The organism is Streptomyces sp. NBC_00353 (assembly GCF_036108815.1).
Taxonomy (GTDB): domain Bacteria; phylum Actinomycetota; class Actinomycetes; order Streptomycetales; family Streptomycetaceae; genus Streptomyces.
Genome location: NZ_CP107985.1, coordinates 6,093,502 through 6,118,868 on the forward strand (window position 1 = coordinate 6,093,502; position 25,367 = coordinate 6,118,868).

The 25,367-nt window shown below is 69.6% G+C and carries 22 protein-coding genes, 1 tRNA gene and 1 riboswitch; of the genes, 16 read left to right on the forward strand and 7 right to left on the reverse strand.

Annotated features, from left to right (window positions below):
* Positions 1–10: 10 nt before the first annotated feature.
* From OHA88_RS27595 to OHA88_RS27645, 11 genes are all read left to right on the forward strand, one after another.
* The gene (locus OHA88_RS27595) at positions 11–667 is read left to right on the forward strand and encodes a SurA N-terminal domain-containing protein (protein WP_328627479.1); all 657 of its coding nucleotides are present in this window, start codon (positions 11–13) and stop codon (positions 665–667) included.
* Positions 668–903: 236 nt separating this feature from the next.
* Positions 904–1,866: a nucleoside triphosphate pyrophosphohydrolase gene (locus OHA88_RS27600; protein WP_328627480.1), complete on the forward strand. Its 963-nt coding sequence runs from the start codon at positions 904–906 to the stop codon at positions 1,864–1,866.
* Between the two features lie 9 nt (positions 1,867–1,875).
* Positions 1,876–3,189 carry a cytochrome P450 family protein gene (locus tag OHA88_RS27605; protein ID WP_328627481.1) on the forward strand — a complete coding sequence of 438 codons (1,314 nt, stop codon included), beginning with the start codon at positions 1,876–1,878 and terminating at the stop codon, positions 3,187–3,189.
* Between the two features lie 105 nt (positions 3,190–3,294).
* Positions 3,295–4,230 carry a transglycosylase family protein gene (locus OHA88_RS27610; RefSeq protein WP_328627482.1) on the forward strand — a complete coding sequence of 312 codons (936 nt, stop codon included), beginning with the start codon at positions 3,295–3,297 and terminating at the stop codon, positions 4,228–4,230.
* Between the two features lie 300 nt (positions 4,231–4,530).
* Positions 4,531–4,701, forward strand: a riboswitch (cyclic di-AMP (ydaO/yuaA leader).
* Positions 4,702–4,704: 3 nt separating this feature from the next.
* Entirely contained in the window at positions 4,705–5,403 is a 699-nt protein-coding gene (locus OHA88_RS27615; protein ID WP_328627483.1) for a transglycosylase family protein, read from the forward strand.
* 282 nt (positions 5,404–5,685) lie between these two features.
* Complete coding sequence (gene eno / locus OHA88_RS27620; protein WP_267004786.1) at positions 5,686–6,966, forward strand: phosphopyruvate hydratase; 1,281 nt, start codon at positions 5,686–5,688, stop codon at positions 6,964–6,966.
* Between the two features lie 102 nt (positions 6,967–7,068).
* On the forward strand, positions 7,069–7,539 hold the full coding sequence (locus OHA88_RS27625; RefSeq protein ID WP_328627484.1) for an FtsB family cell division protein: 471 nt from the start codon (positions 7,069–7,071) through the stop codon (positions 7,537–7,539).
* Between the two features lie 69 nt (positions 7,540–7,608).
* Positions 7,609–8,223, forward strand: a complete 615-nt coding sequence (locus OHA88_RS27630) for a DUF501 domain-containing protein (RefSeq protein ID WP_328627485.1) — start codon at positions 7,609–7,611, stop codon at positions 8,221–8,223.
* A complete protein-coding gene (locus tag OHA88_RS27635) occupies positions 8,220–9,161 on the forward strand; it encodes a Ppx/GppA phosphatase family protein (RefSeq protein WP_328627486.1) in 942 nt (313 codons plus the stop codon). Before OHA88_RS27630 ends, OHA88_RS27635 begins: the two co-directional genes overlap by 4 nt.
* A 460-nt stretch (positions 9,162–9,621) precedes the next feature.
* Positions 9,622–11,007: an NAD(P)/FAD-dependent oxidoreductase gene (locus OHA88_RS27640; RefSeq protein WP_328627487.1), complete on the forward strand. Its 1,386-nt coding sequence runs from the start codon at positions 9,622–9,624 to the stop codon at positions 11,005–11,007.
* Positions 11,008–11,306: 299 nt separating this feature from the next.
* Positions 11,307–12,611, forward strand: coding sequence for a cyclopropane-fatty-acyl-phospholipid synthase family protein (locus OHA88_RS27645; RefSeq protein WP_328627488.1), 1,305 nt, complete (start codon positions 11,307–11,309; stop codon positions 12,609–12,611).
* A gap of 93 nt (positions 12,612–12,704) precedes the next feature.
* Here the strand turns inward: OHA88_RS27645 and OHA88_RS27650 are convergent, their stop codons facing one another.
* A complete protein-coding gene (locus tag OHA88_RS27650) occupies positions 12,705–15,230 on the reverse strand; it encodes an ABC transporter permease (RefSeq protein ID WP_328627489.1) in 2,526 nt (841 codons plus the stop codon).
* Positions 15,231–15,285: 55 nt separating this feature from the next.
* The gene (locus tag OHA88_RS27655) at positions 15,286–16,056 is read right to left on the reverse strand and encodes an ABC transporter ATP-binding protein (protein ID WP_267004794.1); all 771 of its coding nucleotides are present in this window, start codon (positions 16,054–16,056) and stop codon (positions 15,286–15,288) included.
* Positions 16,057–16,173: 117 nt separating this feature from the next.
* Between OHA88_RS27655 and OHA88_RS44685 the strand changes: the two genes are divergently transcribed.
* From OHA88_RS44685 to OHA88_RS27670, 3 genes are all read left to right on the forward strand, one after another.
* On the forward strand, positions 16,174–16,722 hold the full coding sequence (locus OHA88_RS44685) for a hypothetical protein (protein WP_443044298.1): 549 nt from the start codon (positions 16,174–16,176) through the stop codon (positions 16,720–16,722).
* Positions 16,723–16,974: 252 nt separating this feature from the next.
* Positions 16,975–17,060 (forward strand) — tRNA-Leu (locus OHA88_RS27665).
* Between the two features lie 148 nt (positions 17,061–17,208).
* A complete protein-coding gene (locus OHA88_RS27670; protein ID WP_326629734.1) occupies positions 17,209–18,096 on the forward strand; it encodes a Bax inhibitor-1/YccA family protein in 888 nt (295 codons plus the stop codon).
* A gap of 77 nt (positions 18,097–18,173) precedes the next feature.
* On the opposite strand, the gene OHA88_RS27675 is transcribed toward OHA88_RS27670, so the two are convergent.
* The gene (locus OHA88_RS27675) at positions 18,174–18,401 is read right to left on the reverse strand and encodes a DUF4287 domain-containing protein (protein WP_030976961.1); all 228 of its coding nucleotides are present in this window, start codon (positions 18,399–18,401) and stop codon (positions 18,174–18,176) included.
* Between the two features lie 100 nt (positions 18,402–18,501).
* On the opposite strand from OHA88_RS27675, the gene OHA88_RS27680 reads away from it, so the two are divergent.
* The gene (locus OHA88_RS27680) at positions 18,502–18,819 is read left to right on the forward strand and encodes a hypothetical protein (protein ID WP_328627490.1); all 318 of its coding nucleotides are present in this window, start codon (positions 18,502–18,504) and stop codon (positions 18,817–18,819) included.
* Positions 18,820–18,913: 94 nt separating this feature from the next.
* Here OHA88_RS27680 and OHA88_RS27685 read toward each other — a convergent pair whose 3' ends face one another.
* From OHA88_RS27685 to OHA88_RS27695, 3 genes are all read right to left on the reverse strand, one after another.
* Complete coding sequence (locus tag OHA88_RS27685) at positions 18,914–19,744, reverse strand: hypothetical protein (protein WP_267008078.1); 831 nt, start codon at positions 19,742–19,744, stop codon at positions 18,914–18,916.
* 298 nt (positions 19,745–20,042) lie between these two features.
* The gene (locus tag OHA88_RS27690) at positions 20,043–21,263 is read right to left on the reverse strand and encodes an acetyl-CoA C-acetyltransferase (protein ID WP_328627491.1); all 1,221 of its coding nucleotides are present in this window, start codon (positions 21,261–21,263) and stop codon (positions 20,043–20,045) included.
* 198 nt (positions 21,264–21,461) lie between these two features.
* On the reverse strand, positions 21,462–22,616 hold the full coding sequence (locus tag OHA88_RS27695; RefSeq protein ID WP_328629810.1) for an SGNH/GDSL hydrolase family protein: 1,155 nt from the start codon (positions 22,614–22,616) through the stop codon (positions 21,462–21,464).
* Positions 22,617–22,772: 156 nt separating this feature from the next.
* Between OHA88_RS27695 and OHA88_RS27700 the strand changes: the two genes are divergently transcribed.
* The gene (locus tag OHA88_RS27700) at positions 22,773–24,176 is read left to right on the forward strand and encodes a cystathionine beta-synthase (RefSeq protein WP_267004805.1); all 1,404 of its coding nucleotides are present in this window, start codon (positions 22,773–22,775) and stop codon (positions 24,174–24,176) included.
* A gap of 297 nt (positions 24,177–24,473) precedes the next feature.
* On the opposite strand, the gene OHA88_RS27705 is transcribed toward OHA88_RS27700, so the two are convergent.
* Positions 24,474–25,310 (reverse strand): helix-turn-helix transcriptional regulator, encoded by an 837-nt coding sequence (locus OHA88_RS27705; RefSeq protein ID WP_328627492.1) that lies wholly within the window; start codon positions 25,308–25,310, stop codon positions 24,474–24,476.
* Between the last annotated feature and the right edge of the window lie 57 nt (positions 25,311–25,367).

Sequence of the window (25,367 nt, forward strand, 5' to 3'; positions counted from 1 at the left end):
GGAGGCTCCTTTGCACCGCCGCCGTCGCACCGCGCTCGTCGTCTCCGCCGCCACGCTCGTCGCGGCGCCGCTGCTCTCCGCCTGCGGCAACCAGGCCCACCCAGGTGCTGCAGCCGTGGTCGGAGGGGACCGGATCGAGGTGTCCACCGTGCAGGCCCAGGTGGCGGAGGTACGCACCGCGCAGCGCGAGTCCGACCAGTCCGTCCAGCTCATCAACAAGTCGGGACAGCTCGGCCGGGCCAAGCTGCACGGACTGATCTTCGACCGGATCCTGGACAAGGCCGCCGCGGACGCGAACGTGACGGTCAGCCGCAAGGAGATCCAGGAGATGCTGCAGTCGGCGGCCACCCAGTCCGGGGGAGAGGCACAGCTGCGGACGACGATGCTCCAGCAGAGCTGGGTCGCCCCCGACCAGATCGAGGCCGTCCTGCGGGAGCAGGTCCAGCTGACGAAGCTGGCCCAGGCGCTCGGCGCCGACCTGCAGCAGCCCGCCGGACAGAAGGCCGTGGGCGACGCACTCACCGCGGCGTCGAAGTCGCTGCACATCGACGTCAACCCGCGCTTCGGTACCTGGGACGACAAGCAGACCCAGCTCGCCAACTACAAGGCCCCGTGGATCACCCAGGTCACCAAGCCCGCCCAGCAGGAGGCCGCAGCGGGCGCTTAGGGGGTGTCCGGTCGGTCAGGCCGGGCTCGCGTGCCCTGGCACGCACATCTGCCGCGTTGTCGCCGGTCCTCCCCGAGCTCTCGGCTTCGCTCGAGCAGGGGAGACCCCATGCGCTCCGCGTGGGCTCCTTCCTCCGCCTCGCAGCTGCACGCGCCACGGTGACATCAGCCGCTCCGCGGCGGGCCGCTCCCTGATCCGGCCCGACCGACCGGACGCCCCCTGGGTAGGTTGGGGGGGTGAACGCTGAAGATCCCGGTCGTATCGTCCTGCTCACCGCCAGCCACCGGGTCGCGCCGGGGTTGCTGTCCTGGCCGGCCTGGCAGACGCTGCACGCCGCCGACCGGGTGCTCTGCGCCGAGCAGGACCAACCGCAGCTGCCGTATCTGCGCGAGGCGGGCGTCACCGTCGAACACGCCGCGCCCACCGCGCAGGAGCTCGTCGACGCCTGCGCGGGCGGCCGGACCGTCGTGGTCGTCACCGGCGGTGAGGGAAACCAGCCGCTGACGGACGGGCTGGCCCGGCTCGCCGGATCGGGCCGGGTACAGATGCCGAACCTGGAGCTGCTGCCCGGTTCGTACGATCTGCCGGGCGCCCGTCTCCTCGATCTCGTCCAGGTCATGGACCGGATCAGGGCCGAGTGCCCCTGGACGTCGCAGAAGACCCATCAGGGGCTCGCCAAGTACGCCATCGAGGAGGCGTACGAACTGGTCGAGGCGATCGAGGACGGCGACCGCGACGAGCTGCGCGAGGAACTCGGGGACGTGCTCCTTCAGGTCGTCTTCCATGCCAGGATCGCGGAGGAGGACGAGGACCAGCCGTTCTCCGTCGACGATGTCGCGGCCACCCTCGTCGAGAAGCTGATCCATCGCCACCCGCATGTCTTCGGTGACGAGACCGCCGAGACCCCGGAGGACGTGCACGCGCACTGGCTGCGCACCAAGGCCATCGAGAAGCAGCGCGACTCGGTCACCGACGGCGTGCCGCTCGGCCAGCCCGGTCTGGCGCTGGCGGCGAAGCTCGCCGGCCGGGTCCGTACCGCCGGACTCGATGTGGCGCTCCCCGCGGGGGACGGCATCGGGTACGAGCTCCTCGCCCTCGCCGTACGCGCGGAACAGGACGGCACCGACCCCGAGGCCGCGCTGCGCGCCGCCGGTCGTGCCTACCGGGACGCGATCCTCGAGGCGGAGGGCAACGGATAACGTCAGGGGGTGAACGACAGCCCCGCCGACACCCCTGCCACCAGCCCCGCCGACGCTCCTGCGGACGGCCCCGAACTCTTCACATGGGAGTTCGCGACCGACCCGTACCCGGCCTACGCCTGGCTGCGCGAGCACAGCCCCGTGCACCGCACCGCGCTGCCCAGCGGGGTCGAGGCATGGCTGGTGACGAGGTACGCGGATGCCCGGCAGGCCCTCGCCGACACCCGGCTCTCCAAGAACCCGGCGCACCATGACGAGCCGGCGCACGCCAAGGGGAAGACCGGCATCCCGGGCGAGCGCAAGGCCGAGCTGATGACGCATCTGCTGAACATCGACCCGCCCGACCACACCCGGCTGCGCCGCCTCGTATCGAAGGCGTTCACGCCGCGCCGGGTCGCGGAGTTCGCGCCGCGTGTGCAGGAGCTGACGGACCGCCTCATCGACAACTTCATCGAGGAGGGGAGCGCGGACCTCATCCACGACTTCGCGTTCCCGCTCCCCATCTACGCGATCTGCGATCTGCTCGGCGTTCCGCGCGAGGACCAGGACGACTTCCGGGACTGGGCGGGCATGATGATCCGCCACGGCGGCGGGCCGCGCGGCGGGGTGGCGCGGTCGGTGAAGAAGATGCGCGGCTATCTCGCCGAACTCATCCACCGGAAGCGGGAGAACCCCGGGGACGATCTGATCTCGGGGCTGATCCGGGCCAGCGACCACGGCGAGCACCTCACCGAGAACGAGGCCGCCGCCATGGCCTTCATCCTCCTCTTCGCCGGCTTCGAGACGACGGTCAACCTGATCGGCAACGGGGTGTACGCCCTGCTGCGCAATCCCGAGCAGCGGGAGCGGCTGCAGCGCTCGCTCGACGCGGGGGAGACCGGGCTGCTGGAGACCGGCATCGAGGAACTGCTGCGGTACGACGGTCCGGTGGAGCTGGCGACCTGGCGGTTCGCCACCGAACCGCTGGTGCTCGGCGGCCGGCGGATCGCGGCGGGCGATCCCGTACTGGTGGTGCTCGCCGCCGCGGACCGGGATCCGGAACGGTTCGCCGACCCCGACATTCTCGACCTCTCCCGGCGTGACAATCAGCACCTCGGCTACGGGCACGGCATCCACTACTGCCTGGGGGCGCCGCTCGCCCGACTGGAGGGACAGGCCGCGCTGGCCACGCTGCTGAGGCGCCTCCCGGACCTGCGTCTTGCGGTGGAACCTACCGATTTGCGGTGGCGCGGAGGGCTCATCATGCGCGGACTGCGCACTCTTCCCGTGGAGTTCGATCCCGGACATCGCCCGGATGAAGGTGACGCTCTGTCAACTCCGTGACTTTCACGTGATCTGCGCTGCATCGACTTGTGACAAGCGTTCGACTGCCGCTACCTTCACCGTTCGACTCACCAGTCACTTGTCAGTCACACGGAAGGCAACCGCATGGGCTCCGCGAACGGCAGACACCGTCGCCCTCGTCAGGCACCCGCCATCGTCGTCGCCGCAGGCGTCACCGGCTCGGCCATCGCCATCCCGCTGCTCGGTGCGGCCGGTGTGCACGCGGCCGACGCCGCGACCTGGGACCGGGTCGCCGAGTGCGAGAGCGGCGGCATGTGGAGTGCCGACCTCGGCAACGGCTTCTACGGCGGTCTCCAGTTCTCGCAGGACACCTGGAAGTCGTACGGCGGCGAGGCGTACGCCTCGCGTGCCGACCTCGCCAGCCGCTCGCAGCAGATAGCGGTCGCCGAGAAGGTCCTCGACGACCAGGGGCCACGGGCGTGGCCCAGCTGTGCGGTGATCTCCGGGCTCACGGTGGACGGGACGCTGCCGGGTGTCGACCCGGGAGGCCTGCTGTCGGCCGACCCGACGCAGAGCGCGGACCCGTCCGACGAGGCGTCGGACGAGGCGAGCCCGTCGGGCGGGTCGAAGTCGGCGTCCGCCAAGTCGTCGGAGAAGGCGTCCGGCAAGGCGTCCGGCAAGGCGTCGGGCAAGGCGTCGAGCGAGTCGTCATCCGATGTGTCGGATACGTCCGGTTCGGCCGACTCGTCCCTCTCCTCCGGTTCTTCCGGCAGTGAGGCGGGCGGTAAGCACCGTGGCGCGCCCGCCCCGGAGGTGAGCCAGGGTGCGGGAACGGGCGGCGATCGCGACTCGGGTCGCCATGCTTCCCGCGGTAACAGTGACGGACGCGACACGCGCGGCTCGGCCGCTGACGGCACATACACCGTTCGGCCGGGCGACAACCTCTGGGCGATTGCTGATGCACAGAAGGTTCATGGCGGATGGCCGGCGCTCTACGAGGCCAACAAGAGTGCTGTCGGCGATGACCCGGATCTCATTCTCCCTGGCCAGAGCCTCGATCTCGGTGTGAAGGCGGAGTAGGACCAATCTGATCAACAGCTTAAATCACCCCAAAAATCGGGGTAGTTCAGAGGCCTATGTCCACTTATGCGTAAGTGAGACATGGGTCTCTTTGCGTCAATCGGCGTGTCTTGTCCGCCGGCTCCGTCCGCATCGCCCCCCACCTGCGAAAACGATGAACGGCTGGACGCGAGAAGGGGATGATTGTCTGTTATGTCCGTCTTTGAATATGGGGGTTGCGTGCGTTTACGGTCGGAACCGCTCGCACCGCGGGCCCCGTCGACCGTCACGCCGAATCCTGCCGTCGGTCGAAGGGAACAGACGCGTAAAGCGCCGTAGGCAGGAGCGGGGGACCCAGGTAAGCGCCGGGCCCGATGGTCGAAAGACCGTCAGGACCGGCTTGGGGTGAAGTCGCGTGCTAGGACGTGCGACCGGGCAACTCACTTGGCCCGAACCCGACAGCTCACCTCGTAGGCGTCGGTGAGGAGAAGTTCCATGCTGCTGAACAGCAAGGGCAAGCACCGCCGCCCGTCCAAGGCCGTCCGTGTGGCCACGCTCGCCGGTGTCGCCGGTGCCGCCATCGCCGCTCCCCTGATGGGTGCCACGGGCGCCTCCGCCGCCTCCGTCGCCACGTGGGACGCCGTCGCCCAGTGCGAGTCCGGTGGCAACTGGTCCATCAACACCGGCAACGGCTACTACGGCGGCCTGCAGTTCTCGCAGTCCAGCTGGGCCGCCGCCGGTGGCACGCAGTACGCCCCGCGGGCCGACCTGGCCACCAAGGCCCAGCAGATCGCCACCGCCGAGAAGCTCCTCGACATGCAGGGTCCGGGTGCCTGGGGCTGCGCCGGCGCCGGCAACCTGACCAACGACGGTGTCGACCCGGGTGTCGACACCGGCTCCGCCGCCGCGAAGCCGGCCGCGCCGAAGCCGGCCGAGCACACCGAGGCCCCCACCGCCTCCCGCTCGGACCGTGGCACCGCCCCCGCGGCCGCGAAGACCGTCACGACGCCGACCGGCCAGAAGGTCGCGAAGGGCGACGGCGAGTACAAGGTGAAGGCCGGTGACTCGCTCAGCAAGATCGCCGAGGCGCACGAGGTGAAGGGCGGCTGGCACCAGCTGTTCAAGCTGAACAAGAACATCGTCAAGGACGCCGACCTGATCTTCCCGGGTCAGCAGCTCCACCTGACGAAGTAGTACGAACCTCAGCAGAAAAGCTCTCTCCTCCCCTGAGCACCCCGACCCGGCGCGGATTCCCCCGTACGCGCCGGGTCGGGGTTTCTGCGCTCACCGTTCAACTGTTGTGGTTACCGCTCAGTAAGTTTTTGGACATTTGCCCGTCTAAGGGTGCCCTTGGGTCCTTTTTCGTCCCAGGAGGCGGGCGGTCGCCGAACACAGTGGGCCAAGGCGGTTAGGCTCTTGCCGCAAGGCCAAAGCGACCCTGCACAACCAGCGTCATATCCCAGAAGGAGATGCCTCGTGCCGTCCATCGACGTCGTCGTAGCCCGGGAAATCCTCGACTCCCGCGGAAACCCCACGGTCGAGGTCGAGGTTGGCCTCGACGACGGCAGCACCGGCCGTGCTGCCGTTCCGTCCGGCGCCTCCACCGGTGCGTTCGAGGCCATTGAGCTTCGCGACGGTGACCCCAACCGCTACCACGGCAAGGGCGTCGAGAAGGCCGTCCTCGCCGTGATCGAGCAGATCGGCCCGGAGCTCGTCGGCTACGACGCGACCGAGCAGCGGCTGATCGACCAGGCGATGTTCGACCTGGACGCCACCGAGAACAAGGGCTCGCTCGGCGCCAACGCCATCCTCGGCGTCTCGCTGGCCGTCGCGCACGCCGCCTCCGAGGCCTCGGACCTGCCGCTGTTCCGCTACCTCGGTGGCCCGAACGCGCACCTGCTGCCCGTCCCGATGATGAACATCCTCAACGGTGGGTCGCACGCCGACTCCAACGTGGACATCCAGGAGTTCATGATCGCCCCGATCGGCGCGGAGTCCTTCTCCGAGGCCCTGCGCTGGGGCGCCGAGGTCTACCACACGCTGAAGAAGGTCCTGAAGACGAAGGGCCTGTCGACCGGCCTCGGCGACGAGGGCGGCTTCGCGCCGAACCTGGAGTCGAACCGCGCCGCCCTGGACCTCATCATCGAGGCCATCAAGGAGGCCGGTTACGCCCCGGGCAAGGACATCGCGCTCGCGCTCGACGTCGCCGCCTCGGAGTTCTACAAGGACGGCAAGTACGAGTTCGAGGGCAAGTCCCGCTCGGCCGCCGAGATGACCGAGTACTACGAGGAGCTCGTCTCCGCGTACCCGCTGGTCTCCATCGAGGACCCGCTGTACGAGGACGACTGGGCCGGCTGGAACGTCATCACCCAGAAGCTCGGCGCCAAGGTGCAGATCGTCGGCGACGACCTGTTCGTCACCAACCCGGAGCGCCTGGCCCGTGGCATCGAGGAGGGCTCCGCCAACGCCCTGCTCGTCAAGGTCAACCAGATCGGCTCGCTGACCGAGACCCTGGACGCCGTCGAGCTGGCCCAGCGCAACGGCTTCAAGTGCATGATGTCCCACCGCTCCGGCGAGACCGAGGACGTCACCATCGCCGACCTCGCCGTCGCGGTGAACTGCGGTCAGATCAAGACCGGCGCCCCGGCCCGCTCGGACCGTGTCGCCAAGTACAACCAGCTGCTGCGCATCGAGGAGATCCTCGACGACGCGGCGGTGTATGCGGGCCGCTCCGCGTTCCCGCGCTTCAAGGGCTGAGCGCAGGCCCGTCACGGGCCGAAGGCACCGGCCTCCGTCCGTCCCCGCACTCGGTCCCGTACCGTGTGTGGGGACGGACGTGCGTAGTGGGGAGGCGGAGACATGGCCGCGAAGGACCGGGACCGGTTCTCCACCGCGACCCGGCTGCGGCTGCTCGGAGAGCAGACCGCCGCCCGTGTCTACCGGTCCCAGAACCGCCGCCAGGCCCGCCGCTCCCGGCTCACCGGCCGGGCCGCCTTCCTCGCCCTTGTCGTCTGCTCCCTGGTGGTGGCGCTCGCGTACCCGATGCGGCAGTACGTGTCGCAGCGCGACGAGATCGCCGACCAGGAGCGGCTGGCGCAGGAGGCGGAGGCGCGCACCGAGGAGCTGCGCGACGAGAAGGCGCGCCTCCAGGACGACGCGTACATCCGGCGGCTGGCCCGGGAGCACCTGCACTACGTCCTTCCCGGGGAGACCGGTTACACCGTGGTCGACCCGGACGCGGCCAGGGAGCGCGGCGGAGGGTCGGAGGAGACCGACCGGCCGTGGCACTCCAACCTGTGGGACGGCGTGGACTCCGCCGACCGCGACTGACCCCTTCTCCTTTTTCCTGATCCTCTGCGGAACCGCAGTCCAAGCATCCCGAGTAGAACCAAGGCAGGCATGGAAACGCCCCCTCCCCAGACCGAATCCACCACGCCCACCGAGGCGGACATCGCCGCGTTCCAGCAGCAGCTCGGCCGCCCGCCGCGCGGGCTGCGCGCGATCGCGCACCGCTGCCCGTGCGGCAACCCGGACGTGGTCGAGACGCAGCCCCGGCTGGAGGACGGTACGCCGTTCCCGACGACGTACTACCTGACGTGCCCGCGCGCGGCGTCCGCGATCGGAACGCTGGAGGCGAACGGCGTCATGAAGGAGATGACGGAGCGTCTGGCCACGGACCCGGAGCTGGCGGCGGCGTACCGCAATGCGCACGAGGACTACATCGCCCGGCGTGACGCGATCGAGGTGCTGGAGGGCTTCCCCAGTGCGGGAGGCATGCCGGACCGGGTGAAGTGCCTGCATGTGCTGGTCGGGCACTCGCTGGCGGCGGGGCCGGGCGTGAATCCGCTGGGGGACGAGGCGATTGCGATGCTGCCGGAGTGGTGGCGCAAGGGGCCGTGCGTGACGCCGTGCGTGGCTCCGAGCGAGAGCGACGGGTGGACGGTCGACGCGAACGACAGCGGCCACTTCGCCTCCCGGCCGGCCGACCGGCCCGGTGAGGGGGACGGCCGGTGACCCGCGTTGCCGCCATCGACTGCGGAACCAACTCCATCCGGCTGCTCGTCGCCGACGCCGACCCCGCCACCGGTGAGCTGACCGAGCTCGACCGGCGGATGGAGATCGTCCGGCTCGGGCAGGGCGTGGACCGCACCGGCAGGCTCGCCCCCGACGCTCTGGAGCGGACCTTCGCCGCCTGTCGCCGGTACGCGGACGTCATCAAGGCGCACGGCGCGGAGAAGCTCCGCTTCGTCGCCACCTCCGCCTCCCGCGACGCGGAGAACAGGGACGAGTTCGTCCGCGGCGTGCTGGACATCCTCGGCGTCGAGCCCGAGGTGATCAGCGGCGACCAGGAGGCGGAGTTCTCCTTCGAGGGTGCCACCAAGGAACTCGCGGGCCGGGACCATCTCGCCAAGCCGTATCTGGTGGTCGACATCGGCGGCGGCTCCACCGAGTTCGTCGTCGGCGACGACCGGGTCCTGGCCGCGCGGTCCGTGGACATCGGCTGCGTAAGGATGACGGAGCGCCACCTCGTACGCGACGGTGTCGTCACCGACCCGCCCACACCGGGTCAGATCACCGCGATCCGTGCGGACATCGACGCCGCCCTGGACCTTGCCGAGGAGAGCGTCCCGCTCACCGAGGCCGCCACGCTCGTCGGCCTCGCCGGCACCGTCACCACCGTGGCCGCGATCGCGCTGGGACTGCAGGAGTACGACTCCGAGGCGATCCACCACTCCCGGATCTCCTTCGAGCAGGTCCAGGAGATCACCGGGCGGCTCGTCACCTCGACCCACGCCGAGCGCGCCGCGATCCCCGCGATGCACCCGGGACGCGTCGATGTGATCACCTCCGGGGCGCTCGTCCTGCTGGCCGTGATGAAGCGGACCGGGGCCCGCGAGGTCGTCGTCAGCGAGCACGACATTCTGGACGGAATCGGCTGGTCGATCGCCTAGCCGAGGCCGGGCGGGAGTGCGTACGAGCGCGGCAGATATCGCGCTCATGCGCACTCCCGCCTGCACCTTTGAGCCTGCGTCGGCTCCTCGTGGACCCTTCGCGCACCCCCTGCGGAGACACGCCGCGACGAAGTTCGTGAACTTCTTCACAAGGAATTCGGCGCTCCGGGCCACACTTCTGCTCCGTACGGGCTTCCACGGCCGCCGACGGGTCCGCCCGCCGCGCATGCGGGACGGTTCCGGGTGTGGTTCGAGGCGGTGGAAGAAGAGGGTGGTTCACAGCGCTCACGGGGCTCAAGGGCCTGCTCACAAGCGGTGAACAACGTTCGCCGTGGCGCGGTGGTTCCCCCGCGCCCCCATGACCTCGGTCACGTGGGCGGCGAAGTGTAGCAGAGGGTGGGGGATACCTTGTGAAGGGGCTCACGAGCGTGCCCCCCAGGTGGGGTGGATACTCGATGGCATGAGCACCACGGAGCGTCCCAGGATCCTCGTAGTAGGCGGTGGGTACGTAGGCCTGTACGCAGCTCGGCGCATTCTGAAGAAGATGCGCTACGGCGAGGCGACCGTCACGGTCGTCGACCCCCGGTCGTACATGACCTACCAGCCCTTCCTCCCCGAAGCCGCCGCCGGCAGCATCTCGCCTCGGCACGTCGTCGTCCCGCTGCGACGCGTACTGCCGAAGGCCGAGGTTCTCACCGGCCGCGTCACGACCATCGATCAGGACCGCAAGGTCGCCACGGTCGCGCCGCTCGTCGGCGAGGCCTACGAGCTGCCCTTCGACTACCTGGTCATCGCGATGGGCGCGGTCTCCCGCACCTTCCCGATCCCCGGCCTGGCCGAACAGGGCATCGGTATGAAGGGCATCGAGGAGGCCATCGGCCTGCGCAACCACGTTCTCGAGCAGCTGGACAAGGCCGACTCGACGACCGATGAGGACGTCCGCCGCAGGGCGTTGACGTTCGTCTTCGTGGGTGGTGGCTTCGCCGGTGCGGAGACCATCGGCGAGGTCGAGGACATGGCCCGCGACGCGGCGAAGTACTACACGAACGTGAAGCGCGAGGACATGCGCTTCATCCTCGTCGACGCCGCCGACAAGATCCTTCCCGAGGTCGGCCCGAAGCTGGGCACCTGGGGCCGGGAGCACCTGGAGTCCCGTGGTGTCGAGGTCTTCCTCTCGACCTCCATGGACTCCTGCGTCGACGGTCACGTCGTTCTGAAGAACGGCCTCGAGGTCGACTCCAACACCATCGTGTGGACGGCCGGCGTGAAGCCGAACCCGGCGCTGGCACGCTTCGGCCTGCCGCTCGGTCCGCGCGGTCACGTGGACACCTCCGAGAAGCTTCAGGTGCAGGGCACCGACTACATCTGGGCCGCGGGCGACAACGCCCAGGTTCCGGACATGGTCGGCCGCAAGGCCGGCAACCCGAACGCCTGGTGCCCGCCGAACGCCCAGCACGCACTGCGTCAGGCCAAGGTCCTCGGCGACAACGTCATCTCCGGGATGCGCGGCTTCCCGCAGAAGGAGTACAGCCACGCCAACAAGGGTGCGGTCGCCGGTCTCGGCCTGCACAAGGGCGTCGCGATGATCGTCATGGGCAAGATGAAGATCAAGCTCAAGGGCCGTCTCGCCTGGTACATGCACCGTGGCTACCACGGCATGGCGATGCCGACCTGGAACCGTAAGATCCGGATCTTCGCCGACTGGACCCTTGCGATGTTCCTCAAGCGCGAGGTCGTCTCGCTCGGCGCCATGGAGACGCCGCGCGAGGAGTTCTACGAGGCCGCCAAGCCGGCTCCGGCTCCGGCCGCCGCCAAGGCCGAGGGCGAGAAGGCCAACGCCTCCTAGTCCACCCGCGGATGCTCGCATCCGCACAGCTCGTGCATGACGCCCGAAGGGGCCGCCCGCCATCCGTGGTGCGGGCGGCCCCTTCGGCGTACCCGGGGAGGGGCGGCCCTCCGACCCAATAAGTGCATGTGGGCTACAGGTATTTTGCCGATCCGTTGCGCTGCTGCGGGATGGCGTTGGCGCCGGAGAGTGTTGACGGGGGTGTACCTCGTCGTGGCACCACGGGTGCAGGGCGTGGTTCACGGCATGTTTGGGCATGTTCGGGCACGTTGGGAAACACCATCACGGAGGTGTACGCCATGGCAGACGCCGCGTTGCGGCTGACCGCTCTCGCCGAGGAGTTGCTGGGAGAACCCGTACCGGTCCGGATCCGGGCCTGGGACGGCAGTGAATCCGGACCGCCAGGTGCCCCCGTACTCGTCGTCCGGAACCGCCGCGCACTGCGCCGGCTGCTCTGGAAGCCGGGCGAACTGGGCCTGGCCCGCGCCTGGGTGGCGGGCGAACTCGACATCGAAGGCGATCTGTACGAGACCCTGGACCGTATGGCCGGGCTGCTCTGGGAGCGCGGGGCGGACGCGAAGGACACCGTCCACCCGATCCGGGACCCCAAGGTGCGGGCCGCCGCCCGCGGCCTGCTGCAGCTGGCCGGGCCCTGGCCGCCACCGCCCCCGCCCGCCGAGGAGGTCCGCCGCCGCACCGGCCCCCTCCACACCAGACGCCGCGACAAGGAGGCCATCAGCCACCACTACGACGTGGGCAATGACTTCTACGAACTGGTCCTCGGCCCGTCCATGGTCTACTCCTGCGCCTACTGGGAGGACGGCGGCAGCCTGGAGGACGCCCAGCGCGACAAGCTCGACCTGGTCTGCCGCAAGCTCGCCCTGAAGGAGGGCGACCGCCTCCTCGACGTCGGCTGCGGCTGGGGCTCCATGGCCATGCACGCAGCACGCGAGTACGGCGCCCAGGTCACCGGAGTGACCCTCTCCACCGAGCAGGCCGCGTTCGCCCGCAAGCGCATTGCCGAAGAGGGACTGACGGACCGGATCGAGATCCGGGTCCAGGACTACCGGGACGTCAGGGACGGCCCGTACGACGCCATCTCGTCGATCGGCATGGCCGAACACGTCGGTTCGGTCCGCTACCGCGAATACGCCGACAGCCTCTACGCACTGCTCAGGCCCGGCGGCCGGCTGCTCAACCACCAGATCGCCCGCCGCCCCGAGAAGGACGAGTCCGCTTACCACGTGGACGAGTTCATCGACGCGTACGTCTTCCCGGACGGCGAACTCGCGCCGGTGGGCCGGACCGTCGCAACACTGGAGGAAGCGGGCTTCGAAGCCCGCGACGTCGAGTCGATCCGCGAACACTACGCACTGACCCTGCGCCGCTGGGTCGCCAACCTGGAGAAGCACTGGGACCGTGCCGTCACCATGACCTCGCCCGGCCGGGCCAGGGTCTGGCGGCTCTACATGGCGGCCTCCGCGCTCTCCTTCGAGCACAACAAGATCGGCGTCAACCAGATCCTCGTGGTGCGTCCGATGGACGGCGGGGCTTCGCGGATGCCGTTGCGCGCCCGCGAATGGAAGGCCTCCGCGGCCGACTGAACGCGTACGAGTGCAGAGAGGGCCGGTACCCGCAGCTCCAGCTTGCGGGTACCGGCCCTCCGTATCAGGGGTTGGCCATCAGCGGCTCACTCGCTACTCCGTCTTGATCGCCGTCAGCATGTTCAGCCTCGCGGCGCTACGGGCCGGCCAGAGCGAGGCCAGCACGCCCACCAGCGCTGCCAGTACCAGGAAGACCGCGATCCGGTCCCACGGGATCACCAGGGCGTAGCCCGGGATGGCGGAGGCCAGCGTCCGGCCGATCGCCCAGCCGAGGAACGTACCGAGCGCGACCCCGATCACCGCACCGAAGACCGAGATGACCACGGCCTCCAGCCGGATCATGCGCTTGACCTTGCGCCGGTCCAGACCGATCGCCCGCAGCATGCCGATCTCCTGCTGACGCTCGAAGACCGACATCGCCAGGGTGTTGACGACCCCGAGCACCGCGATGATCAGGGCCATCGCCAGCAGCCCGTACATGATGTTCAGCGCCGTGTTGATGAAGCCGCCGAACATGTCCCGGATGTCCTGACGGTCCATCACGGACATCGCCGGGTTGTCACCCAGGGCGTCGACCACGGCCTGCTCGTTGGCCTTCGACGCGCCGCCGTCCGTCTTCAGCCAGATCTCGCGGATGTCCGGGCGGCTCTGGTGCGCGTCCAGGATGTTCTTCGGCATCAGGACGGGCGAGAGGAACTCGTTCTCCTCGTAGACCGCGCCGACCTTCAGGGTGCCCTTCTTGTCGTCGTCGTACGTCACCGGGAGCGAGGTGCCGGGCTTCCAGCCGTTGGACTTCGCGGTCTTGTCGCCGACGGCGATCTCGCCGTGGGCGAGCGAATCCAGCGAGCCGGAGACCGTCTTCACGGAGAAGACCTTCTGCACATCGCCCGGTGTCACCCCGGACGCCGCGTGGTAGGCGCCCTCGACCCTGATGGAGGCGGCCTGCTGGGGCGAGACCGCGGAGACGGCGTCGGACTTCTCCAGGGCGGTGAGTGCCGACTCGTCGAGCGAGTCGCCGCTCGCCATCGAGATCATGTAGTCGGCCTTGATGTTGTCCGTCGTCATCCGGTCGACGGCCTGGCCGAGCGTGACGCCGAGCACCGAGATGCCGGTGACCAGGGTGAGGCCGATCGCGAGCGCGGAGGCCGTTGCTCCGGTACGCCGGGGGTTACGGACCGCGTTCTGCGCAGCCAGCTTGCCCGAGACGCCGAACAGCTTCAGCAGCAGCGGCCGCACCAGCGCGATGACCGGCCGCGACAGCAGCGGGATCAGCACGATGACACCGATCAGCGCCACGAGGGCCCCGGCCCCGATGATCGTCCGGCCGTCCGAACCGGCCGCCGCACCCGCGACGATCCCGGCCGCACCGAGCAGGGTGAGCACCCCGCCGATCGAGTTCCGCACGACCAGCGACTTGGTGGTGGCCACCGCGTGGACACTGCTCATCGCGGCCACCGGCGCGATCTTCGCGGCGCGGCGGGCGGGCAGCCAGGCGGCCAGCACGGTGATCAGGACGCCGACGCCGAGCGCGGCACCGACCGCGAGGGGGGAGACCACCAGCGGACCGGCCGGGATCTTCCCGCCGATCAGGCTCATCGCCGAGCGCAGTCCGGTGGCGAGACCGATACCGAGCAGGAAGCCGATCACCGAGGCGAGCGCGCCGACCACGGCCGCTTCGAGGAGCACGGACCGCTTGACCTGGCGGCGGGAGGCGCCGACGGCGCGCAGCAGCGCCAGTTCCTTGGTGCGCTGGGCGACCAGCATGGTGAACGTGTTGGCGATCAGGAAGATGCCGACGAACAGGGCGATGGCCGCGAACGCGAGCAGCATCGTGTTGAGGTTGCCCAGGCCGTCCTCGATCTGCTTCGCCTGGTCATCGGCGAGGACCTTGCCGGTCCTGGCGGTGGCGTCCTTGGGCAGCAGCGGCTCCACCGCGTCCAGCAGCTTCTGGTCGGAGGCGCCGGCCGCTGCGGTGACGGTGATGTCCTGGAACCAGCCGGGCTTCAGGTAGAGCTGCTGGGCGACCGGGGTGTCGAAGAGGACCAGGCTGCCGCCCGCGTTGACCGCGCCGTCCTCGGTGGTGAAGATCCCGGCGAGGGTGTACTCCTTCACCGGTCCGTTCGTGGCGACCCTGACCCGGTCGCCGACCTCGTACGTGCCCTTCTTCGCGGTCTCCTTGTCGAGCGCGATCCGGCCGTCGCCGACCGGGCCCGTGCCGTCGACGAAGGTGTACGAGGCGTCCTTGCCGTTGGCGCCGGGGGAGAAGTTGCCGCCGGTGTTGGACCAGCCGTTGCCGATCAGCTTGCCGCCCGGGTCGGCGACCCCGGCGAAGCCGGAGACCCGGCCGGTGGCGGTGGCCACCCCGTCCAGGGACCGGATCTTCTTCAGCGTGGCGGCGTCGATGCCGGACGCCTTTTCGTCGCGCCGGTCGGCGTGGGTGGTGACGGCGACGGCGACGTCGTCGTAACTCTTCGCAGACTGGTTGCGGAAGGCGTTGCCGAGGGTGTCGGTGAAGACCAGGGTGCCGGAGACGAAGGCCACGCCGAGCATCACGGCGAGCACGGTCATCAGCAGCCTGGCCTTGTGCGCGAGCACATTGCGCAGGGCGGTACGGAACATGTCTGTCAGTCCTGGGATGGGGTCCGGAAGCGGGATCGGGGGAGGCGGTCCGTGCTCAGCTGGTACGGCCCTTGGAGTCGAACGCCTTCATCCGGTCCAGCACCCCGTCCGCGGTGGGACGCACCATCTGGTCGACGATCGCCCCGTCCGCGAGGAAGATCACCCGGTCCGCGTAGGAGGCGGCGACCGGGTCGTGCGTCACCATCACCACGGTCTGGCCCAGCTCGCGCACCGAGTTGCGCAGGAAGCCCAGGACCTCGGCGCCGGAGCGGGAGTCCAGGTTCCCGGTCGGCTCGTCACCGAAGATGATCTCCGGCCGGGAGGCCAGGGCGCGGGCCACCGCGACACGCTGCTGCTGGCCGCCGGAGAGTTCGGTCGGCCGGTGCTTCAGCCGGTCGGACAGGCCCACCATGTCGATCACCCCGCGCAGCCATTCGGCGTCCGGCTTACGGCCTGCGATGTCCATCGGCAGGGTGATGTTCTCCAGTGCGGTCAGCGTCGGCAGCAGGTTGAACGCCTGGAAGATGAAGCCGATCTTGTCCCGGCGCAGCTGGGTGAGCTGCTTGTCCTTGAGGGAGCCGAGCTCCGTCTCACCGAGCCGTACCGAACCGCTGCTGAAGCTGTCGAGGCCGGCCACGCAGTGCATGAGCGTGGACTTGCCGGAGCCCGACGGGCCCATGATCGCGGTGAACTCGCCCTGCGGGAAGTCCACGGTGACCCGGTCCAGGGCGGTCACCTTGGTCTCGCCCTCTCCGTAGATCTTCGACAGTTCCGTGGCGCGGGCGGCCACCGCGGTGGCGCGGTGAGCGGTGGACATGGTGGTCACGGGAGACTCCTGGGTCGGGACTCGGTTCAGGTACGGGGCCTTCTGCAAGGCACCGCTCCATCGTCTCCTTCGATTCGCCGCCGGTCGTCAGCCCCGGTGCCCGTTCCGGAGGCCCTCTTGAGTCGCATCGGCGGGGTACGCGCGTCCTCCTGCGGTATGACGGCGACCCTGATGGCGTACCGCGCTTGTCACATCCGGCACGTCACATCCGGCACGTCGCACCGGCCGCCCCGCACCCGGCGCTCAGCGCGGCGGCGCCGTGGAGCCGCGCGGGACGAGGCGGGCGGCGGAGTCCTCGAATCCGGCTGCGCTGCCCTCCGTGACCAGCGCCATGAGCTGGTGGCGCGGCTGGGCGAGGTGCGGACAGTCGAGTTCTACGAGGAGGACACCCGGCTGGCTCTGCCGCCCGCCTGCTACGACGTGAGGGTCACCCGGAGTGACGGCGACGCGTCCGCATACCGTGTCGAGCTGACCGCCCGCACACTGCTGCGGGATCTCGCTCTCTTCCCCGACCGGCTCGATCCGGCGGCCGCGGTGGACGAGATGCTCGTCACCCTGCTGCCGGGGGAGAGCGCTGTCTTCCGGGTGACCGGCGCGGTGATCGAGGACCCGGGGGCACTGGGGACCCGCCCGGTGCTGAGGTGTGTAAATGACACCATTGCCTAGCCGGGTGGCGGACCCATGGCGAGCCATGGCGCACCCATGGCGCACTGGGCCGTCCGGGTGCGGCGAGTTTCCGTCAATCCCAATTGTGGGTCTTGGTACCCACTACCCCGGCCAGGCATGTGCCGATGCCCTCTCAGCTATGCTGACGGACCCTCAAACGGTCAATAAAATAAGACAACATCGAGCCACAGTTCCGCTGATCGGGGGACGTCCACGGATAGGGTCATGTGCCAACGCGGAGCCGCGCGCCAGGCCCGGATGGTGGAATGCAGACACGGCGAGCTTAAACCTCGCTGCCCCTCGGGGGCGTGCCGGTTCGAGTCCGGCTCCGGGCACCACTGCGACATTCGGTGACCGTGCCGGTGCGGACGGGCGTTAGTTCAGCGATCAACCTTCATAAAGATCCTCCCCTGGCACTAGGGTGATTCTTTTGCCTACCCATTACTCTTGTGGGAAGGCCACGCAGGGTGGCCATGGAGGAGAGCAATGAGGAGCAGCAACCCGGTCTTCTCGCGACGGGGGTTCAGCCGCGACAACGGCTACGCGGGCTTCAACGCGGCGCCGCAGGCCGGGGCCCCTGTGACGGGTGCCGACCCGTACGCGCAGGGCACCGCCGCGAACCCGTACGCCACCAACCCCTACGCCCAGCAGGACACCCGGTACGGCGCCCCGCAGGCGCCCGCGCGCACCGGTGCGATGACGATCGACGACGTCGTCACGCGTACCGCGATCACGCTGGGCACCGTGGTGCTCGGCGCGGCCCTCGCCTGGGCCCTGCTGCCGGTCGACGAGGCCAACCTCGGCAAGTCCTACGGCATCGCGATCGGCGCTGCCCTGGTGGCATTCGTCCTGTCGCTCATCCAGTCGTTCAAGCGCAAGCCGGTCCCGGCGCTGATCGTCTCCTACGCGGCCTTCGAGGGTGTCTTCCTCGGGGTGATCTCCAGCGCGGTCTCCACGTACATCGGTCCCGGCGTGGTGATGCAGGCGGTGCTGGGCACCATGTGTGTCTTCGCCGGTGTGCTTTTCGCGTACAAGATGCGCTGGATCCGCGTCACCCGCCGGTTCTACGGCTTCGTGATGGCCGCCGCCATGGGCTTCATGCTCCTGATGGTGGTCAACCTGCTGTTCGCCGTCTTCGGCGGGGGTGACGGCCTGGGCTTCCGCAGCGGCGGTCTCGGCATCCTCTTCGGCGTCATCGGGATCATCCTCGGTGCGTGCTTCCTGGCCCTGGACTTCAAGCAGGTCGAGGACGGCATCGCGTACGGCGCGCCGCGCGAGGAGTCCTGGCTGGCGGCCTTCGGTCTCACCATGACCCTGGTGTGGATCTACCTGGAGATGCTGCGTCTGTTCTCCATCCTCAGCGGCGACGACTGACCGCACAGCCCCGCACGACGGAACGGCCCGCAGGCACACCGCCTGCGGGCCGTTCCGCTTGTCCGGATCTCGTACGCCTAAAGCAGCTTCCGCGCCGCCCGTCTCAGGTCGTACTCGTGGATGAGTGCCTTCGCGTGTCCATAGGCGAGGTCGTGTTCGCTCCGCAGCCAGCTGACCTTCTCGTCGAACCGGAGGGCGGGGCCTTCGTCGACGGTGCGGAGCCAGTCGGAGACTTCACGACCGGTGCAGCGGGGGATTCGGGAGAGCAGATTGCGATGGGTCTCTTCGGAGAAGACATGGTTCATCGGCGCCTCCGACGCATTGCGCGTTGCTGGTCCTTCCCGACACCGTGCCTGAGCGTCGGCCCGTTGGCAACCATCACGGACCGGCGCGTAGGGTCACTGAGTGCTCGATACGACCCCGCTGATCACCGCCGTGGACCGATTTGCCGACCGGCTGCGTGCCGCCCCGCAGAGCAGGCTGCAGCGCGGAGCCGCCGCCGAAGGGCTGGCCACGGCCAGGGAATTGGCCGTACGGGCCCAGCGCATCGAAGCGCCGGACCGTGCGCCGCGCATCCTGCCGGACGTCGGGATGTTCGCAATCGGCGACCAGCTCGCGGTCGTGGGGCGGGACTTGGCGGCGGCACTGGAAACGGCCCCGTCCGTGGAGCTGGACGAGGCCGTGCGATTCGTGGAGGAAGCGACCGCCCGGGCATTCGCGTAGCGGCCTTGGGCAGCGGCCGGGAGCCGCTGCGGGGAACCCGGGCTTCCCGGAAGGTTCCCGGGGGCTCCAGGGTTCCGGGAGTGCTTCCGGTGGCTCAGAACGAGGCGATGACCCGGTCGGCGAGAATGTAGACGTTCTCCTTGCCGCAGGAGAACGTCAGTGCGTACGCGCCGGAGACACCGGAGCCGCCCAGCAGCACCGGGTGCTCACCGGCCAGCAGCGCTCGGCCGAGCTGCTCGGCCGTCTCGCGGTGGCCGGGGGTCATGCAGAGCGTGGTGCCGTCGGCGAAGACATAGACATCGAGGGTGCCGAGCGGGCCGGGCCGGACATCGGCGAGCTCGGTACGGCGGTCGGCGAGCTCCTCCAGCCGGCTCACGGTGCGCTCGTGGTCGGTGACGACCGGGGTCTGCACCGGCACGAAGTCGGGGTGCGAGGGGTGACGGCGACGGGCCGCGGCCAGCTCGGGGGAGTCCTCGGCGAACTCCACCGTCTCGGGCAGCTCGGTTATCTCCGCCAGCTCGGCCAGCTCCGTCAGCTCTTCGAGCGCCTCGGTGGCGTCGAGGTCCATGGCCTCCAGGCCCGCGAAGTCGGCCTGGCGCGGCAGGAAGAACGGCGCGTCCTCGCCGATCCCGGAGAGGCCGCCCAACAGGGACGGGGCGTCGGCGGCGTCGCGCGCCTCCTGGGAGGCCCAGAAGGCACGGGCCTCGGCGAGCTCGCGCTCACGCTCCTCGGCGAGTGCTTCGGCCACAGCAGCGCGTATCTCGGCGGCGGGGGTAGCCGTGGCGCGACTCTGCGGCGGCACCGAGGCGGTACGGGCGTGGCCCGCGGCCAGCTCGATGCGCAGGGCCGTGACCTGCTTGCGCAGCCCGTGAGCAGCGTGCAGCGCGGCAGCGCCCACAGCCGTCGCAGCGGCGGTGGTCAGCAACAGGGCAAGAGGCATGATGCTCACTGACATACTCCCGGTTTCAATTGATCCCACGACTTCCTACATCAGCTTGGCCTGCACCTGCGCCCATTGTCAGTGCATTACGTCACGAATTGGACAGGTCTTTGGGTCGCGTGTTTACCCCTGATGCGGGTGTGACCTGCAAAAACACCTCTCCCCCAGGAGATAGGTCACATCCTGGGGGAGATTCGGTCACGGTCGGGGCTCGGAACCGGCCACGTCGTGGGTGGGTGAGCCGCCGGGAGAGGTCTGCTCGGCGGTTCCGGAAGCGATCAGCTCAGCTCAGCCGCTCGATGACCATCGCCATGCCCTGGCCGCCGCCCACGCACATGGTCTCCAGCCCGAACTGCTTGTCGTGGAACTGCAGGCTGTTGATCAGCGTGCCGGTGATCCGGGCGCCGGTCATGCCGAAGGGGTGGCCGACGGCGATCGCACCACCGTTGACGTTGACCTTCTCCAGCGGCAGGCCGAGGTCGCGGTAGGAGGGGATCACCTGGGCGGCGAACGCCTCGTTGATCTCGGCCAGGTCGATGTCGTCGATGGTGAGCCCGGCGCGCTTCAGCGCCTGCTTGCTGGCCTCCACCGGTCCGTACCCCATGATCTCGGGGGAGAGCCCGGAGACGCCGGTCGAGACGATCCGGGCCAGCGGGGTCAGACCCAGCTCGCGCGCCTTCGTGTCGGACATGATCACGAGCGCGGCGGCGCCGTCGTTGAGCGGGCAGCAGTTGGCGGCGGTGACCAGGCCGTCAGGGCGGAAGACCGGCTTCAGGCCCTGTACGCCCTCCAGCGTGACGCCCGCGCGCGGGCCGTCGTCCTGGGAGACGACCGTGCCGTCGGGGGTCGTGACCGGGGTGATCTCACGCGCCCAGAAGCCGTTCTTGATGGCTTCCTCGGCGAGGTTCTGCGACCGTACGCCGAACTCGTCCATGTCCTGACGGGTGACGCCCTTGAGCCGGGCCAGGTTCTCGGCGGTCTGCCCCATCGCGATGTACGCGTCCGGGACGAGACCGTCCTCGCGCGGGTCGTGCCAGCTCGCACCGGTCTCCGCGGCGCGCGCGGCGGTGCGGGCCTCGGCCTCGGCGAAGAGCGGGTTGTGCGTGTCCGGCAGGCTGTCGGAGTTGCCCTTCACGAAGCGGGACACCATCTCGACACCGGCCGAGATGAAGACGTCGCCCTCGCCGGCCTTGATGGCGTGCAGCGCCATGCGGCTCGTCTGCAGGGAGGACGAGCAGTAACGGGTGACCGTACAGCCGGGAAGGTGGTCCATTCCCATCTGCACGGCGATGATGCGGCCCAGATTGTTGCCCTGCTCGCCGCCGGGGAGGCCGCAGCCGAGCATCAGGTCGTCGATGTCCTTCGGGTCCAGCTCGGGGACCTTGGCCAGCGCGGTCTGGATGATCGTGGCGGTCAGGTCGTCCGCCCGCAGGTCCTTCAGCGAACCCTTGAAGGCCCGGCCGATGGGGGAACGGGCAGCAGAGACGATCACGGCTTCAGGCATCACGCGGCTCCATGAGGGCTGGAAGGCTGGCTGTCCGGCAGGACTGACCGGCAGACCTGACGGGCAGGACTGTCTTGGAAGTTACCCGGCCGTATCGCTGAGGTCACCCGGCAGGCCATGTGATGCGGACCTCTTTTCTAAGCGACCGCTCAGTCGAGTGGATGGGGTCGGTGGACGGGGTCGAGTGCATGCGGATGTTCAGGCATGCCGGGGCGCGGGATCAGTGCCCGCGTCCCCGCCCGGGTGCACGTCGGGGTGGTTGCCGGCGGGGTGCTGCCCGTCCGGCAACGCTGCGTCGGGGTACTGCCCGTCCGGATGCTGCCCGTCCGGATACGGATGGGACCGCGCCAGGGGCTCCGACTTCGACTTCGACTGCGGCTGAGGCTCCGGCTGCGGCTCCGTGGCCGTCGGCAGACGCCGCCGCCTGCGGTGCTTGAGCAGGGCCCAGGGCGCCCGCGCCCCCGTGACCTCCGTACCGGCCTCCCGGGCCGCCTGGGACGCCGCCTTGGCCACCGGCAGCATGTCCTCGCGGCGCGAGCCGTCGAGGCGGTCGGACTCCGGCCACAACCCCAGCACGGCGCACAGGGTCGGCAGCAGAGCCATCGCCGCCGTCGCGTACCCCTCGGCCGACGGGTGGTAGTTGTCCGGGCCGAACAGTTCGCGCGGGTTCGCCTCGAACTCCGGCCCCAGCAGGTCGCCCAGCGACACCGTGCGCCCGCCCTGCTCCACCGAACCGATCGTCTGGGCGGCGGCCAGTTGGCGGCTCGCCCGCCGGGCCAGCCAGCGCAACGGCTGGTAGACCGGCTCGATCGTGCCGAGATCAGGGCACGTGCCGACAACCACCTCCGCGCCCGTCGTGCGCAGCCTGCGCACAGCGGTGGTCAGGCACCGCACCGAATGGGTGGCGGGCATCCGGTGTGTCACATCGTTCGCCCCGATCATGATCACGCAGACGTCCGGCGTACGGGACGTGTCGGCCAGCAGCACCGACACCTGCCGCTCCAGATCGTCCGACCGGGCCCCCGGCTGCGCGACATTCCGCAGATCCACCGGACGCTCGGAGACCGCCGCGAGACCCGAGGCGAGCAGCGCCCCGGGGGTCTGTCCGGCCCTGCGCACGCCCTGGCCGGCCGCGGTGGAGTCGCCGAGCAGACCGAGCAGCAAAGGCTCTGCCGGACCGGTGAAGGCCACCCCGTACCGCCCGTCGGCACTCGGCGGGACGGGTGCGATACCGCCACCCACCTGCCGCTTCGCCAGCTGGACCTCCGCCAGCACCACGCCCACCGCCGCCGCACCGAGCAGTCCGATACTGCCGCCGCCGTAGGCGGCCCCTGCCGCGATCCGCCGTGCCACCCTTGCTCTTGACACAGTCCGGTCCACCTCCTCGTCGCCGTACCGCCGTACATAGAGCTAACTGCCCCGTAACGACCGTCGCCCAATCGCTTCGCCCAATCTCATCCCCTTACGCATACGCTGGCCGCACCATCTCGGAGACCCCGGAGTAACACGGTGCAATTTCACGATTCGATGATCAGTCTCGTTGGCAATACCCCGCTGGTGAGGCTGCGCAGTGTGACGGCCGGCATCGAGGCGACGGTGCTGGCCAAGGTCGAGTACTTCAACCCCGGCGGTTCGGTCAAGGACCGCATCGCCCTGCGCATGATCGAGGCGGCCGAGGAGAGCGGCGCGCTGCAGCCCGGCGGCACGATCGTCGAGCCGACGAGCGGCAACACGGGCGTCGGCCTGGCGATCGTCGCGCAGCAGAAGGGCTACAAGTGCATCTTCGTCTGCCCGGACAAGGTGTCCACGGACAAGATCAATGTGCTGCGCGCGTACGGTGCCGAGGTCGTCGTCTGCCCGACGGCCGTCGACCCCGAGCACCCGGACTCGTACTACAACGTGTCCGACCGGCTGGTCCGTGAGACGCCGGGCGCCTGGAAGCCCGACCAGTACTCGAACCCGAACAACCCGCGCTCGCACTACGAGACCACCGGTCCCGAGCTGTGGGAGCAGACGGACGGGAAGATCACCCACTTCGTGGCGGGCGTGGGCACCGGTGGCACGATCACCGGCACCGGCCGCTATCTGAAGGAGGTCAGCGGCGGCTCGGTCAAGATCGTCGGTGCGGACCCGGAGGGCTCGGTCTACTCCGGCGGCTCCGGACGCCCCTATCTGGTCGAGGGCGTCGGCGAGGACTTCTGGCCGAGCGCGTACGACAGCACGGTCACGGACGAGATCGTCGCGGTGTCCGACAAGGACTCCTTCCAGATGACCCGCCGGCTCGCCAAGGAGGAGGGCCTGCTCGTCGGCGGTTCCTGCGGCATGGCGGTCGTGGCGGCCCTGGAGGTCGCGCAGCGCCTCGGCCCGGACGACGTGGTCGTCGTACTCCTGCCGGACAGCGGCCGCGGCTACCTGAGCAAGATCTTCAACGACGAGTGGATGGCCGACTACGGCTTCCTGGAGGACACCGGCCCGTCGGCGCGGGTCGGGGACGTACTCGCCCACAAGGAAGGCGCGATCCCGACGCTCGTCCACATGCACCCGGAGGAGACCGTCGGCGAGGCGATCGACGTCCTGCGCGAGTACGGCGTCTCGCAGATGCCGATCGTGAAGCCGGGCGCCGGGCACCCGGACGTGATGGCCGCAGAGGTCATCGGTTCGGTGGTGGAGCGGGAGCTGCTGAACGCGCTGTTCGCGCAGCGCGCCTCGCTCACCGACCCGCTGGAGAAGCACATGTCGCCGCCGCTGCCGCAGGTCGGCTCGGGCGAACCGGTCGAGGACCTGATGTCGGTGCTCAGCGGTGCGGACGCCGCGGACGCGGCGATCGTCCTGGTGGAGGGCAAGCCGAAGGGTGTCGTGAGCAGGCAGGACCTGCTGTCGTTCCTGGCGAAGGACGCCGGTCCGAAGCAGTAGAGCGGGAATCGGGGCTTCGTGAAAACGGTACGAGCACGACACGTACCCGCAGCACCGGCTTAACACGGCTCCGGCACATTAGTGGGTGTCGGCAGGGAAACCCGCCGACACCCGAGACGGCGACACGGACTACGGAGCGGCTCCCGGACCTCCACTGTCGCCAGGACGCGATCAGCCGGCCCTGACCCGGACCCGCGTCCCTCGCGGGGACCGCCGTCGTCCCGCCCCCTGGGAAACCGGGGGTGCGGCGGTCCCTGCGACATACTCCACGCGCGTCCACCAGCGGCCGATGGCCGCTCATCCGGCGGGCGCGGCCGCCCAGCTCGCGAGGAGCGCGATCCGCTCGGCAGTCTCGGTGTCCGGCTCCGGCGTATAGACGACCAGTGACTGGTCGGGGTCGCCGGGCAGCGCCAGCGTCTCGTACGGAAGCGTCAGTTCGCCCGCCACGGGATGCTGGATGCGCTTGACCCCGTACGTCTTCGCCTTGACCTGGTGGTCCGCCCACAGCCGCCGGAAGTCCTCACTCCGCAACGACAGCTCGCCGACCAGCGTGGCGAGCTGTCTGTCCGTCGGGTGCAGCCCGGCATCCAGCCGCAGATGCGAGACCGTCTCCGCCGCCACTGCCGCCCACTCCGGGTACAGCTCGCGCGCCGCCGGTTCCAGGAACACCTGGCGCGGCATGTTGCGCGCGGCGGCGGGCATCCGGGAGAAACCGACGACGGCGTCGCCCAGGGTGTTCCAGGCCAGCACGTCCATGCGGCGGCCCAGGATGAACGCGGGGGCCCGGTCGATGGTGTCCAGCAACAGCCGCAGCCCGGGCCGTACCCGCTGCGCGGCAGCCGGCCGATCGCCGCGTGCCTTCGTGCTCGGCCGGGCCACGGTGTGCAGATACGCCAGCTCCGTCTCGTCCAGCCGCAGCACCCGGGCGATCGCGTCGAGCACCGCGTCCGAGACGCTCGGTCCGCGTCCCTGTTCCAGCCGGATGTAGTAGTCGACGCTCACGCCCGCGAGCTGTGCGACCTCCTCGCGGCGCAGCCCCGGGACCCGGCGTCGGCCGTATGCCTGCAGTCCTACGTCCTCGGGCTGAATCCGTGCGCGTCGCGAGCGGAGAAAGTCTCCGAGGTCCCCATCCATGCGTTCGATCCTAGGAGACGGGCCGGAGCGGAGCCTGGTACTGCCGGACCCAGGAAA

Excerpts from the sequence above, each read along its gene's own strand:
- OHA88_RS27690 (WP_328627491.1), bottom strand. The coding sequence starts at position 21,263 with ATGCCTGAAGCCGTGATCGTCTCTGCTGCCCGTTCCCCCATCGGCCGG.
- OHA88_RS27615 (WP_328627483.1), top strand. The coding sequence starts at position 4,705 with ATGCTGCTGAACAGCAAGGGCAAGCACCGCCGCCCGTCCAAGGCCGTC.
- OHA88_RS27630 (WP_328627485.1), top strand. The coding sequence starts at position 7,609 with ATGGAAACGCCCCCTCCCCAGACCGAATCCACCACGCCCACCGAGGCG.
- OHA88_RS27640 (WP_328627487.1), top strand. The coding sequence starts at position 9,622 with ATGAGCACCACGGAGCGTCCCAGGATCCTCGTAGTAGGCGGTGGGTAC.
- OHA88_RS27675 (WP_030976961.1), bottom strand. The coding sequence starts at position 18,401 with ATGAACCATGTCTTCTCCGAAGAGACCCATCGCAATCTGCTCTCCCGA.
- OHA88_RS27670 (WP_326629734.1), top strand. The coding sequence starts at position 17,209 with ATGAGGAGCAGCAACCCGGTCTTCTCGCGACGGGGGTTCAGCCGCGAC.
- OHA88_RS27625 (WP_328627484.1), top strand. The coding sequence starts at position 7,069 with ATGGCCGCGAAGGACCGGGACCGGTTCTCCACCGCGACCCGGCTGCGG.
- OHA88_RS27610 (WP_328627482.1), top strand. The coding sequence starts at position 3,295 with ATGGGCTCCGCGAACGGCAGACACCGTCGCCCTCGTCAGGCACCCGCC.
- OHA88_RS27705 (WP_328627492.1), bottom strand. The coding sequence starts at position 25,310 with ATGGATGGGGACCTCGGAGACTTTCTCCGCTCGCGACGCGCACGGATT.
- OHA88_RS27650 (WP_328627489.1), bottom strand. The coding sequence starts at position 15,230 with ATGTTCCGTACCGCCCTGCGCAATGTGCTCGCGCACAAGGCCAGGCTG.
- OHA88_RS27645 (WP_328627488.1), top strand. The coding sequence starts at position 11,307 with ATGGCAGACGCCGCGTTGCGGCTGACCGCTCTCGCCGAGGAGTTGCTG.